General features: G+C 74.1%; 8 protein-coding genes. All 8 read right to left on the reverse strand.

The genetic code is table 11. From position 1 onward, the window contains the following. Positions 1-3: 3 nt before the first annotated feature. The 8 genes from MM440_RS12820 to MM440_RS12855 all read right to left on the reverse strand — a co-directional run bounded on the left by MM440_RS12820 (position 4) and on the right by MM440_RS12855 (position 13164). The gene (locus tag MM440_RS12820; protein WP_241444731.1) at positions 4-3987 is read right to left on the reverse strand and encodes a Pls/PosA family non-ribosomal peptide synthetase; all 3984 of its coding nucleotides are present in this window, start codon (positions 3985-3987) and stop codon (positions 4-6) included. Further along, a complete protein-coding gene (locus MM440_RS12825) occupies positions 3984-4178 on the reverse strand; it encodes an AsnC family protein (RefSeq protein ID WP_241444732.1) in 195 nt (64 codons plus the stop codon). Before MM440_RS12825 ends, MM440_RS12820 begins: the two co-directional genes overlap by 4 nt. Before the next feature lie 106 nt (positions 4179-4284). Beyond that, positions 4285-5325: a hypothetical protein gene (locus MM440_RS12830; RefSeq protein ID WP_241444733.1), complete on the reverse strand. Its 1041-nt coding sequence runs from the start codon at positions 5323-5325 to the stop codon at positions 4285-4287. 566 nt (positions 5326-5891) lie between these two features. Further along, positions 5892-6329: a DUF3040 domain-containing protein gene (locus tag MM440_RS12835; RefSeq protein WP_241444734.1), complete on the reverse strand. Its 438-nt coding sequence runs from the start codon at positions 6327-6329 to the stop codon at positions 5892-5894. A gap of 59 nt (positions 6330-6388) precedes the next feature. Further along, complete coding sequence (locus MM440_RS12840; protein WP_241444736.1) at positions 6389-7756, reverse strand: DNA polymerase IV; 1368 nt, start codon at positions 7754-7756, stop codon at positions 6389-6391. A 91-nt stretch (positions 7757-7847) separates the two neighbouring features. Then, positions 7848-8675, reverse strand: a complete 828-nt coding sequence (locus MM440_RS12845) for a methyltransferase domain-containing protein (RefSeq protein WP_241444738.1) — start codon at positions 8673-8675, stop codon at positions 7848-7850. Positions 8676-8684: 9 nt separating this feature from the next. Beyond that, complete coding sequence (locus MM440_RS12850) at positions 8685-12707, reverse strand: DNA polymerase III subunit alpha (protein WP_241444739.1); 4023 nt, start codon at positions 12705-12707, stop codon at positions 8685-8687. Beyond that, positions 12697-13164: an SAV_6107 family HEPN domain-containing protein gene (locus MM440_RS12855; RefSeq protein ID WP_241444740.1), complete on the reverse strand. Its 468-nt coding sequence runs from the start codon at positions 13162-13164 to the stop codon at positions 12697-12699. Before MM440_RS12855 ends, MM440_RS12850 begins: the two co-directional genes overlap by 11 nt. Positions 13165-13190 lie beyond the last annotated feature (26 nt).

Here is a 13190-nt window from a genome sequence, read left to right on the forward strand (position 1 = left end):
CCATCACTCCTTCTGCTCGTTCGTGTCCGTGCTCTGCTGGGTCGTGTCCTGCTGGGCCGTGCTCGGCTCGGGCGAGCTCGGCTCGCTCGAGACCCAGGGGCCGATCGGGTTCCCGATCCAGCGGGTGAGGTCGGGCACCGACTCGCCGCGCATGACGAGCGAGGCCGGCCCGACGGTGGCGTGCCGACCGATGGTCGACGCCGGCAGGACGACGCTGTTGGGCCCGAGCGTAGCCCCGCGCCGCAGGGTGACCGAATCGCAGGCCAGCACCCGGTCGTGGAACAGGTGCGTCTGCACGACGGTGCCCCGGTTGACGGTGGCGCCGTCGCCGAGCTCGACGAGGTCCGCCTCCGGCAGCCAGTAGCTCTCGCACCACACCCCGCGTCCGATCCGCGCGCCGAGGCTGCGCAGCCACACGACGAGCACGGGCGTGCCGAGCACGTAGCGCGCGAACCACGGCACCGCGACCGACTCGACGAACGCGTCGGCCAGCTCGTTGCGCCACACGAAGCTGCTCCAGAGCGGGTGCTCGGAGCGGCCGACCCGGCCGACGAGCAGCCACTTGGCGGCGGTCGCGAGCACCGCGGCGAGCGCCCCGGCTGCCACCAGCGCCGGCCCGGCGACGACCAGCGCCAGCCACCAGGACACCGACCCGGCGGCGAGGACCGCGATACCGACGAGCGCGTAGAGCCCTACGTTGGCGAGAAGAGCGAACCCGCGGCACAGCTCGACCAGGGCCCGTGCCACCCGCAGCCGCTGCGGCGGGTTGAAGGTGCGGGTGTCGTCGGTGGAGCCGGCGCTACGACGCAACCGCTCGGGAGGGCTACCGATCCAGGAGCTGCCCTTCTTGGCGCTGGTGCGCCGGGGCGCAGCCGACAGGACCGCGACCAGACCCTTGCTCGGCACCTTGCGACCCGGAGCGGCCATGCCGGAGTTGCCGACGAAGGCATGCTTGCCGACCTTGACCTGCTCCACGCGCAGCCAGCCACCACCGAGCTCGTAGCTGCCGATCAGGGTGTCGTCGGCGAGGAACGCCCCCGCGCCGACGGTGACCAGGCTCGGCAGCATCAGCACGGTCGAGGCCTCCACGTCCCGCCCCAGCCGGGCGCCGAGGGCGCGCAGCCAGGCCGGCGTCGCCGCTGAGGAGTAGAGCGGGAACAGCCACGTGCGCGCCTCGTCCAGCACGCGCATGGTGGCCCACGCGGCCCACGCGGGGGCGCTCTGGACCAGGTGCGGCCCGGGTTGCACCAGGGCGCCGAGGAGGCGGACCAGCACGAGGATCAGCAGGGCCAGCGCGACGTAGCCGACGACGGCCCCGAGCGGCAGCGACAGGGCCACCCGGGTGGCGAGGCCGCCGAGCGTGGTCGCAGGCTGCAGCAACGGCCAGCAGGCGGCCACGCCCACGACCACCGCAACCACCGGTAGGAGGGAGACGCCGATGCCGGTGAGGGCGTAGGTCACCGTCCAGCGCCGCTTGTCCTGGGGTCGGACGTCGCCCCAGGCGGGGCGGGCCCGACCGGTCCGACCGGCGGGCGCACCGGCCCAGCGCTCCCCCGGCGGCACCGTGCCGAGCACGCCGGAGCCCGGGCTGATCTCGGCGCCGTCGCCGACGACGGTGCCGGGGCCGAGCGAGCTGCGGGCACCGACCCGGGCCCGCTTCCCGACGCCGATGCTGTCGACGTGCAGGGTGCGCCCGTCGATCCAGTGACCGGTGAGGTCCACCTCGGGCTCGATCGAGGCACCGTCCCCGACCTTCAGCAGACCGGTGATGGGTGGCACGGTGTGCAGGTCGACGTCGCGGCCGAGGCGGGCGCCGAGCAGCCGGGCGTACCACCGCAGCAGGGCCGCGCCGGAGACGCCTCCGGCGCCCAGCTCGTCGGCGAGCCGCTCGGCGAGCCAGATGCGCAGGTGCACCTTCCCGCCGCGGGGATAGCGGCCGGGCTGCAGGCCACGCAGGATCAGCCGGGCGCCGCCCGCCGCGAGCAGGATCCGCCCGACTGGCGTCACGAGGACCAGCCAGCCGAGCACGATCGCCCACCAGGGTGCGGTCGGCGCTGCGGCCAGGCCGAGGTCGTGCGCGACCGTCGACGCCGCAGCGAGGTGGACCACGAAGCGGGCGCCCCCGATCACCCGCAGCCCGGTGACGGCCGCGACCTGACCTACCTGGGTCTTGAGCGGGACCGGCGGGACCTCCTCGTTGAGGATCGAGGTCGGGGCGCCGAGCTCGTCGAGGTAGCCGGCGACGTCCCCGAGGCGCGGTCGCTCGTAGACCACGGCCACGGTCGTCTCGGGGTGCCGCTCGCGCAGCCGCGCGACGACCTGGGCCGCGGCCAGGCTGCCACCGCCGAGGTCGAAGAAGTCGGCGTCCGGGCCGTCGGCGCGGGCGCCGAGGACGTCGGTCCACACGTCGCGGATCCAGGCCTCGGTCTCGGTCAGCGGGGCACCGTGCTCGTCGGTGCCGTCGCCCGACTCGGGCAGCGGCCAGGGCAGCGCGTCGCGATCGATCTTGCCCGACGTGCGGGTCGGCAGGTCGGGGACCACGGCGAGGCGGGGCACGAGCGCGGCGGGCATGTCCTGGCGCAGCCGCTCCCGGGCGGCCGCGACGTCGAAGGTCTCGTCGGCGGTCAGGTAGCCGACGAGCAGCTTGGTGCCGCTCGCGGTCGTGCGCACCGCCGCGGCGGCACCCTCGACGCCGGGCAGCTGCAGCAGCGCCGAGTCGATCTCGCCGAGCTCGATCCGGCGGCCGCCGACCTTGACCTGGTCGTCGGCGCGGCCGAGGAAGAGCAGCCCCTCGTCGTCACGGCGCACCAGGTCGCCGGAGCGGTAGGCGCGCTCCCAGCCGAGCGTGGGCATGGGGGCGTACTTCTCGGCGTCCTTGGCCGGGTCGAGGTAGCGCGCGAGCCCTACCCCGCCGATGATCAGCTCGCCGGGCTCCCCCGCGGCCACCGGCGCACCCTGCTCGTCGACGACCTCGAGGTCCCAGCCGTCGAGCGGCAGACCGATCCGGACCGGGCCGACGCCGTCCAGGCGGGCGGCGCAGGCGACCACGGTGGCCTCGGTGGGGCCGTAGGTGTTCCACACCTCGCGCCGCTCGTTGGCGAGGCGGGCGCCGATCTCGGGCGGGCAGGCCTCGCCGCCGAGGATCAGCAGCCGCACCGCGGCCAGCGCCTCGGCGGGCCACAGGGACACCAGCGTCGGCACGGTCGAGACGACCGTGATGCGGTTGGAGATGAGCCACGGCCCGAGGTCCATGCCCGAGCGCACCAGCGAGCGCGGTGCCGGGACGAGCGCGGCGCCGTAGCGCCAGGCCAGCCACATCTCCTCGCAGCTCGCGTCGAACGCCACCGACAGCCCCGCCATCACCCGGTCACCCGGGCCGATCGGGCCGTCCTGGAGGAACAGCCGCGACTCGGCGTCGACGAACGCTGCGGCGCTGCGGTGCGACACCGCCACACCCTTGGGCTTGCCCGTCGAGCCGGACGTGAAGATGATCCACGCGTCGTCGCCGAGCTCGGGGTCGGGTTGGGCGTCGGGCTGGGTGTCGAGCGGAAGGTCAGCGGCACGGTCTACGAGGGTCTGGGAGCCGTCGGCAGCGGTGATGGTGAGCTCGTTGCGCACGACCGCGGCGACGGCCGCCTCGCCGAAGACGGTCCGAGCACGCTCGTCGGGGTCGTCGGCGTCGACGGGCACGTAGGCCGCACCGGCGAGCAGGATGCCCATGATCGCGACGTAGAGGTCGGTGCTGCCGGAGGCGATCCGCACCCCGACCCGGTCACCTCGACCCACCCCGATCTCGGCCAACGACGCCGCGACCGCGCCGGCGGCCTCGGCGAACTGGTCGTAGGTGAGGACCTCGGCGCCGTTGTCGAGCGCCGGCTGGTCGCCGTGGTCGGCTGCCGTCTCGCGGAAGATGTCAACCAGGGTCCGGGGCTCGGGCGCGAGGTCGTGGCGGCGCAGCGGCGACAGGTCGGTGTCGGCGGCGCTCACGAGGACTTGCCGTACTTGTGGTGGATCGCCTGCTTGGAGATGCCGAGCGTGGCACCGATGGTGCTCCAGCTGGCCCCCTCGGCGCGCGCGTCCCGGACGGCCGCGGCCTCGTCCTTGGCGAGCCGGGAGCGCATCTCGGCGATCGCCTCGAGACGCTCGAGCGCCGGCTGGAGCGAGCGCTTCTTGCCCATGTCAGATCCTTCCCCTGGAACCCGTCAATTGTGGTTGACGGGGTCCAGGGCGTCAAATCTCCTTGACGACGGGCGTGTCGGCGGGGACTCGGTCGGCGGGACTCGATCAGCGGTACTCGGCGAGCACCTGAGCGACACCCTGGTGCGGGTAGGTCGTCTTGGCGATGTCGAGCGGCGTGGCGCGAGTGGCCTTCAGGGCGGCGGCGATCGCCCGGTGGCGGTTGGTGCTCGCCGTCGACCACACCACGGTGCCGCGCGGCTTGGCGGCCGTGACCTGCACCGCCTGGAACCCGCGCTCCGGGTAGCTCGGGGCCGGCCCGAAGACCGGCCGCAGGAACAGCGCCGCGCGCTCCCCCAGCTTGCCGATCGTCCGCGCGCTGCCGTCGCCGTAGGGCCCCTGGGCCGCCGATCCGGGCTTGGTCGCGGACAGCACGGTGACGGCGTTCTCGTCGCAGCAGCCCCGCTCGGCGATGAGGCTGCTCGTGCCGAGCCAGGTCCGCAGCTGCGGGGTCGCGAACTCCTGCAGCGGGCTGCCGGACGCGTCGGTCGGGATCGGGTAGTCCTTGAGGGTCGTGAACGCGCCACCCCCGACGCTGCCGACCCGGACCTGCTGGTGCACCTTCCGGTGGGCGCGGTCGGGGCTCGCCTGCGTGACGGCGATCCGTCGCTCGTCGGTCGTCACGGCGGCGCTGATCACGCCCCGCAGGAAGACCACGCTCTGACCCTTGGGGTTGGTGCGCCACAAGGTGCTGCCGTAGATCTGTCCCTTCGGCCCGAGGATCTCGCCCTGGCCGTAGCGGACGAAGAAGACGGTGCCGTCGCGCAGCAGCTCGACCGAGCCGAACGCGCGCGACCCGTCCGTCGGCGAGTCCGCCGACGCCACGGTGCGCAGCCGCTTGCCGGTGCGACGGTCGACCAGCTCGAGCGCCTGGGCGCCGTTCTGCTCGGTGAGCGCGACGTAGGTGGTCGTGCCCAGCGGCGCGCGCCCGGTGGTGCTGGTGGTGGCGGTGCTGGTGGTGCTGGCGGTCGAGGTGATGGTGGCCGCGACCGGCGCTGCCGAGGGCGCGGGTGCGCTACCAGCCGCGGGTGCGGCGCCGACGCAGCCGGCGGTGGCCACGAGGGCCCCCACCGGCAGCAGCAGGGCCATCGGACGAAGGCGGCGGATGGCTGACGAGGTGACTGCGGTGTCCTGTGTCATACCCCACAGACGCGGTGGCCTCACCGAGAGGTTGCTCGGCCTCCCCCGTCGAAACGGCACTTGGCCACCGTCTCGGCGCCGCTCCCGTGGCCAACTGCCGTCTCGACGCCGACCTGCTCAGGGCCGGTAGACCGTGGGGCGGGTGCCCGGGTGCCCGGGTGCCCGGGTGCCCCGGACAGCTGCCGGCGCAGCGTCGGCGGCGGTCTCGAGAGGCGGGTTGGCGACCGAGACGGCAGTTGGCCACACGGACCCCGTCGAGATGGCAGTTGGTGACGCGCACCCCGTCGAGACGGCACTTCGGCAATGAGATGGCTGGTGTACCAGCCGTTTCGGTGGCCAACCACCATCTCGGCGGCCCTGGCGTGACCAACCGCCGTCTCGATGCCGACCTGCTCAGGGCCGGCAGACCGTGGGGCGGGTGCCCGGGTGCCCGGGTGCCCCGGACAGCTGCCGACGCAGCACGGCGCCGCGCAGCCACCAGGCTGCACGGCGCCGGCAGGGTGCGGGCAGGAGGGTCAGAATTCGCCGCGCTCGCGACGACGATCCCAGCGCATCTCCAGGCGCTGCATGAAGGTGCCCGACCGGGGGGCCGGACGCTTCGGACGCTTGAGGGACTGGGCCGACTGACTGCCTCGACCGGCGCGGGCGGGCGTCTGGGTGCCGTCGGGCTGGAAGACCCCGAGGTGCGGGTGGTGCGGGTTGCGCAACGCGTAGATGGCACCGGCCACCATGACGAGGAACCCGACGGCGCCGATCCACACGCTCTGCTGCATGACGCCGAGCAGGACCACGGCCAGGCCGATCACGACGACGGCACCGCCGAGGATGAACTGACGATTGCGCCGTCGGTTGTCCGTGCCTTGGCGCATCTGTGACGCGAGACGAGGGTCCTCGGCAGAAAGCGCCTGCTCCATCTGCTCGAGCAACTGCCGTTCGCGCTCCGAGAGCGGCATCTGAACCCCCTTTCCAGGGTGACTCGTGGACCGTCAGCGACACTGCGATCCGGTAAAGGTCAGGATAAGTCTCTTGACTGTGTAGCGGTAGACGTTCTCGTAGTCCGTTGTGAGCCGGCTCGTGCGCCGCGGGGTGACAGATCGGCGGAGCGCATCGAGGCCGGACGGGCTACGCGCTCGGTGGTGCGGTCGGCGGAACGGTCGGAGCTGCGGGCGCTCGGCACTAGCGCGGCGGGACGCACCGCACCGGCCCCGAACCGTGCGGAGGCCCGGTCGACCGCCCGGTCGGCGTCGCGCCACCCGTGCTCGGGGTCGTCGAGGGCGGCCTGCAACGGCACCTGGTCGGCGTCGCGCAGACCCTCCATCCGCACCCCGACCAGCCGGATGCGGGCCCGCTGCAGGCCGAGCGCGTCGAACAGCGACCGGGCCACGGCGTAGATCTCGCGGCTCACGTCGGTGTGCTCGCGCAGGGTCCGTGACCGGGTGATCGTCGTGAAGTCGGCGAAGCGCACCTTGAGCGAGACGGTGCGTCCCATCACGTCGGCCGAGCGCAGCCGGGCCGCCACCCGGTCGGACAGCTTGAGCAGGTGCCGGTGGATCTCGACCGGGTCGTCGATGTCCTCGCCGAAGGTCTCGTCGGCACCGATCGACTTCTCGACGTGCTGGGGCACGACGGGGCGGGGGTCCCGGCCCCAGGACAGCTCGTGCAGGGCCGTCCCTGTGGCCTCGCCGAGCGCGCGGCGCAGCGTGTCGAGCGGGGTGTGCGCGAGGTCGGCCACCGTGTGCAGCCCGAGGCGGTGCAGCTGCTCCTCGGTGCGGTCACCGACCCCCCACAACGCCGCGACCGGCAGCCGGTGGAGGACGTCGACCACCTCGTCGCGACCGACGACGACCAGGCCGTCAGGCTTGGCGAGACCGGAGGCGAGCTTGGCGACGAACTTCGTCGCGGCCACCCCGACCGAGCAGGTGACCCCCTGCTCGTCGGCGATGGTGTCGCGCAGGTACTGACCGATCTGCGCGGGCCTCCCGAGCGAGCGGCTCGCGCCCGACACGTCGAGGAACGCCTCGTCGAGGCTGAGCGGCTCGACCAGCGGGGTGACCGAGCGGAAGACCGCCATCACCGCCTGGGACACCTCGCTGTAGCGCTGGTGCTCGGGGGCGAGCACGACCGCCTGGGGGCACAGCCTCCGGGCGCGGGTCATCGGCATCGCCGAGGTCACCCCGAAGGCGCGGGCCTCATAGGTCGCCGACAGCACCACACCCCGGTTGCCACCACCGATGATGACCGGCGTGCCGTGCAGGTCGGGGTGGTCGAGGAGGGTCACGGAGGCGTAGAACGCGTCCATGTCGACGTGCAGGATCGGACATAGCGTGTCATCGACCGCCGTGCTGTCATGGTCGCCGAGGGCGAACTGTCGCCGGCTCATCGCTCACCTCCTCCCCACACCTGTGCCCCGACCAACGATCGGGCGTGCCCTGTCGTGCCCCGTCGTCGTGCCCGTCCGAGACCGGTCGGTCCTAGTGCCGACCGGCCAGCACGTGCAGGGACGCGCCGAGCTCGGCCAGGACGGCGAAGTCGGGGTGGCTGGACGCAGCCCGCTCGAGGTCCAGCAGCGCCTGCCGCTCGGCCTCGGAGTCCACGAACGCCGACGGCACGAAGTCGCTGAAGATCCGCACGCCATGGGTGTCGATGACCTCCAGCCCGGCCTCCTCGACCAGCTCGCACACGGCCGCGCGGTCGAACCGGCGCGGCAGCGGGTCGGCCGGCCCCCACCGCCCCTCGGGCGTGGTGAGCGCGTGCTGAGCCTGCCCGAACTGGCCGGCGAGGGCGCGGGCCAGGACGACCGAGAGGCGCTGCGCGACGACCAGGCTGAGCACCCCGTCCGGGGCGAGCGCACCGGCAAGGGCACGCACCGCACGCGCCGGGTCGTCCACGAACTCCAGCACGCCGTGGCAGCACACCAGGTCGGCCTGAGCCTGCGGGTGGACGGTGTCCAGGTTGCTCGAGTCCCCCTGGATGCCGATGATCCGGTCGGCGACGCCGGCCTCCTCAGCGCGCCGCCCGAGGGCGGCCAGGGCGTCGGGGCTGGGGTCGACGACGGTGACCTGGTGACCGAGGGTCGCCAGGGCCACGGCGACCCCACCGGTGCCGCCGCCGAGGTCGAGCACCCGCAGCGGGCGGTCGATATCGGCCTGCAGGTCCTCGGCGACCCGACTGACCGACTCCCACAGCGCCGCGGTGCGCAGGTTGGTCGCCACCCCCGGTCGGGGACGGCGGTGCCTCGCTGTCGGGGACGCGCTCTCGGACGCCATCGGCTGCGAGGTCGGCTCGGGTGCGGTCGACATGCACTCACCCTAGTGCCCCGAGCTGCCTGGGCTGGCGTGCCACAGCTTGCGCGGCGCCGTCGCTCGGTGGTCGGTGCGTTCCCCGTCCACCGGCAGCCGGCCGAGCCGCTCGGCCAGGCGCCGCGCGTCGCGCGGGTCCGACCCGGCCGGTCGGGTGTCGGCGTAGGGCGACTGCTTGAACCCGGAGGCGTGCACCAGCACCCGGCGGGCCGACGCGCCCACCCCCACGGCGGCCTCGTCCGACCCCGCGCTGAGCTCGCCGGCGGCCTGCGCGCGGAGCGCCTGCTCGCGGGCGTCGTGCTCGCGCAGGAAGCCGAGCACCGCCTCCAGCCCTCCGATCATCCACTGCTCCCACAGCACGCCGAGCTCCCAGGCGCCTGTGGCGCGCAGCGAGATCCCCCGAGCACCGGTGCGCCGGACCTCCCCGCGCACCAGCAGCATCCAGGAGTGGAACACCGTGGCGGCGTACGGCCCCTGGACGTCCTCGAAGAAGGTCGCGTCGACCGGCCCGGTCGCGTCGTCGAGGGTGAGGAAGACGACCCGGCGACCCGAGCGCACCGGCGGGGTCTGGGTGGCGACCTTGACGCCGGCGACGAGGATCTCGCTGCGGCTGCGTCGGGTGAGCAGGTCGGCCGAGCGGGTCACGCCGAGCGCGTCGAGCAGCGGGGCGTAGGACTGCACCACGTGCGAGCTGGCGTCGAGCCCGAGGACGTCGAGCTCGGCCCGCACCCGCTCGGTGTCGCTCAGCTCGGGCAGCCCGCTCGCCGTGGTCAGCTCGGGTGCGTCGCCGAGGTCCAGGGTGAGCTGGGCCGGTCGGTCGGCCGCCGCCGCCTGGACCTGCGCAGCCTGGGACTGCGCTGCGGCCGCTGCGCGGACGTCGCGGGCGCGGGGACTGCCCTCGGCAGCCGCGCTTCCCCCGGCTGAACCACCGGCCCCGGCTCGAGCGCTCCCCGCCCGAGCACCCCCATCCTGGATACTTCCGGCTCGAGCACCTCCACCTCGACCACCTCGACCGCTCCCCGCCCGGGTGCGGGCGGCGCCGCTGGACAGCGCGCGGGAGTAGCGGTCGAGCTCGGCGACGTGCAGCAGCAGGTCGCGCCGGGTGATCCGACCACGACGCCCGAGACCCGCCGAGCCGAGGTGCCCGCCGATGCCGTAGACCGAGTCGAGCGCCCCCGCGACGACCAGGCGCTCGACGATCGGGCGTGAGGGCTGGGCCCGGTGCCAGAGGTCGGCGAGGCTGAAGTAGGGCCGCCCGGCGATGATCCGCTGCACCTCGGCGTCGCTGATCCCCTTGACGTCGCTGAGGGACAGCCGGATGCCGTAGGCGCGGGCGTCGGGCAGGTCGGGGTGCACCGGGCGCGAGCGCGGCGGCTCCCCGAGGATGCCGGGAGGCGGCTCGTCGAAGGGCGCCACTGGTTCTACGAGATAGGTGTCGCCGGAGGCGTTGACGTCCAGCGAGAGGATGGCGATGCCGAGGTTGCGGGCGTCGTCGAGGATGAGCCGCTTGGGATACATGCCCGGGTCGTGGGTGAGCACCCCGGCGAGGAAGGCCGCCGGGTGGTGGGTCTTCAACCAGGCCGACTGGTAGGTCGGCAGCGCGAAGGCGGCGGCGTGGGCCTTGCAGAAGCCGAACGACGCGAAGGCCTTGAGCACCGCCCAGATGGTGTCGACCTCCTCGGGGGTGTAGCCGCGCGCGGCCGCCGCCGGACGCCACCAGGCCTCGACCTCCTCCTGGCCCGCCGGGGTGCCGAGCGCGCGGCGCACCTCGTCGGCCTGGGCGAGGCTCACCCCCGCCGTCACCGACACGATCTGCAGGACCTGCTCGTGGAAGACGACGACGCCCTCGGTCTCGGCGAGGGCCGGCACCAGGCTGGGGTGCAGATAGCGCGCCTGGTCCCAGCCGCCGCGGGCCCGCAGGAAGGGGGTGATCATGTCGGACTTCACCGGACCGGGGCGGAACAGCGAGATGTCGATGATCAGGTCCTCGAACCGCTGCGGGCCGAACTTGCCGATGAGCTCGCGCTGCCCGGGGCTCTCGATCTGGAAGCACCCGAGGGTGTGCGTTGACCGGATCAGCCGGAAGGTCGCCTCGTCGTCGAGCGGCACCTGGGCCTGGTCGTCCAGGTCGATGTGCACCTGGTCGACCCGCTCGACCTCGGCGACGGCGTGCGCCATCGCCGACTGCATCCGGATGCCGAGGACGTCGAGCTTGAGCAGCCCCATGGTCTCGACGTCGTCCTTGTCGAAGTGACTCATCGGGAAACCCAGCCAGCTCGCCTCGACCGGGGTGCGGTCCAGCAGGCTGGAGTTGGACAAGACCATGCCGCACGGGTGCAGCGCGATGTGCCGGGGCAGCCCGTCGAGCCGCTCGACCAGTTCGAAGAGGGTCGCGAGGCGGGGCGCGGCGAGGCCGCTGGCGCGCAGCTCGGGCAGCTCGTCGATGGCGTTGCGGGCGTCGCGCGCCCGGATGTGCGGGAAGGCCTTGGCGATGGCGTCGATCTCGGTCGGCGGCAGCCCGAGCGCGGCACCGACGTCGCGGATCGCGTGGCGCACCTGGTAGGTGTCCATCATCGACACGCAGGTCACCCGCTCGCCGCCGAAGCGGTCGAGAACCCGCTCGTAGATCGCGGTGCGGCGGTCGGACTCCACGTCGATGTCGATGTCGGGCAGCGCTGCGCGCAGCGGGGAGCAGAAGCGCTCCATGAGCAGGTCGTAGCGGATCGGGTCGACGCCGCTGATGCCGAGGAGGTAGTTGATCAGGCTGCCCGCCCCCGAGCCGCGGGCCGCCACCCGCCCGCCCATCTCGCGGATCAGGTCGGTGACGGTCGAGACGGTGAGGAAGTAGGAGGCGTAGCCGAGGTCGGCGACCACAGCGAGCTCGTCGTCGAGCCGCTCGTGCACGGCGCGCAGCCGGTCACCGGACCGGTCGGGGTAGCGCGCGGCGACGGCGGCGCGGGTGCGCTCGGCCAGGGCACGTCCGGGGGCGACTCCCCCGAGGTCGAGGACCGCCGGCTCGGGCAGCTGCACCGAGCCGATGCCGAGGTCGTGGCGCGGGTCCTGCAGGGTGTCGTCTGCCACCCGGCGGGTGTCGGCCAGCAGCTGCTCGGCCCGGTCGGAGCCGACCAGGCGGTGGGCGAGCGCGGTCATCTGCTCGGTGGAGGCCAGGTGCCCGCTCGTCGTCACCCGGTCCAGGTGGCGGGTGTCGAGCGCCACCAGGCGCCGGGCGGCGTCGAGGACGTCGGCCGTCGCGGCGCCGCTCGGGTCGGCGTAGCGCACCGCCCCCGTCAGCACCACCGGCACCCCCGCCTCGTCGGCCAGCTCGACGAGCGCCCGCGCCTGGCTGCGGCTGCCGACCGTGCCGGACGGGCCCTCGTGCCAGGTGGTCTCGAGGACCACCGCTGCGCGCGGGAGCCCGGCCTGCCACGCCTGCAGCCGGGCCCGGGCCTCACCGTGCCGGCGACGCAGCACCGCCCGACCCACGTCGGAGTCGGGACCGAGCAGCACCCGCAGCGCGGTGTGGCCGGTGTCGGGGTCGAGCGCGTGCTCGGCGAGCAGGTCCAGGCTCGTCACCGGGGTGCCGCGCTCGCCCGCCAGGTGGGTCGCCGTGACGAGCCGACACAGCCGCGCCCAGCCGCGCCCGGCCCCGATGCCCGACCCGCGGGCCAGGACGGTCACGCGCGGCAGCCGCTCGTCGACCTGGGCCCCGCCGCGCACCGGCGTGCGAGGTGCCCCACCCGATCCGCTCTGCCCACCTGGCCCGTCCGCGACGCGCCGGGCCGCGGACGGTCGCCGCTGGTCGGCCAGGAGCACCGGACGGCAGGCGAGGTCGACGCCGTGGACGGCACCGATCCCCGCGGCCTGGGCGGCCTGGGCGAAACGGACCGCGCCGTAGAGCCCGTCCCGGTCGGTCAGTGCGAGGGCCGGCTGCCCCCATTGCGCGGCGCGGTCGACCAGGGTCGCGGGGGTCGAGACGCCGTATTGCATGGAGAACCCGGACGCGACGTGCAGGTGGACGAAGTCAGTCGTCACCTCGCACCTCTCCCCGCGGCTCCTGACGGGGCTCGACGTGAGTCACCCGCAGCGGCGGCAGCGCCGGGTGGGGCGGCGCCGCGAGCACCCCCTCGACGAGGGTGAGGAACTGCTCGGACTGACGCAGCAGGTCGTCGGCCTCGCGGGCCGGAGAGGTCCCGCCCTGCTCGATCTGCGCCCGCCGCCTGGCCGAGGAGGTGTAGAACGCCGCCCACTCCCCGAGCTCGGGCGCCACCTGCGGCAGCACCTCCCACACGCTGCGGGGCCGGGCCCGGCGCTCGGGCCGGCTGCGCGCCGCGAGCAGCGCCGCCCCCGCCCGCAGCGCCGCCAGGTGGGCGGCGACGTAGCGCTCGGCGCTCGTCGGTGCGTAGCAGGACTGGACCAGGCTCACGTAGGCCCGGTCGAGCAGGTCGGTGGTCGCTACCCCGAGGGGTGCGGCCAGGGTCGGTGCGGTCATGACGTCCTCCTGGCTGGTCGTGCTGG

Source organism: Arsenicicoccus piscis, assembly GCF_022568835.1.
GTDB classification, from domain to species: Bacteria; Actinomycetota; Actinomycetes; order Actinomycetales; family Dermatophilaceae; genus Arsenicicoccus; species Arsenicicoccus piscis.

Bases quoted from the DNA above. Each gene is read 5' to 3' on its own strand.
- MM440_RS12830 (WP_241444733.1), bottom strand. From the start codon at position 5,325: ATGGCCCTGCTGCTGCCGGTGGGGGCCCTCGTGGCCACCGCCGGCTGC.
- MM440_RS12840 (WP_241444736.1), bottom strand. From the start codon at position 7,756: ATGAGCCGGCGACAGTTCGCCCTCGGCGACCATGACAGCACGGCGGTC.
- MM440_RS12845 (WP_241444738.1), bottom strand. From the start codon at position 8,675: ATGTCGACCGCACCCGAGCCGACCTCGCAGCCGATGGCGTCCGAGAGC.
- MM440_RS12835 (WP_241444734.1), bottom strand. From the start codon at position 6,329: ATGCCGCTCTCGGAGCGCGAACGGCAGTTGCTCGAGCAGATGGAGCAG.
- MM440_RS12825 (WP_241444732.1), bottom strand. From the start codon at position 4,178: ATGGGCAAGAAGCGCTCGCTCCAGCCGGCGCTCGAGCGTCTCGAGGCG.
- MM440_RS12855 (WP_241444740.1), bottom strand. From the start codon at position 13,164: ATGACCGCACCGACCCTGGCCGCACCCCTCGGGGTAGCGACCACCGAC.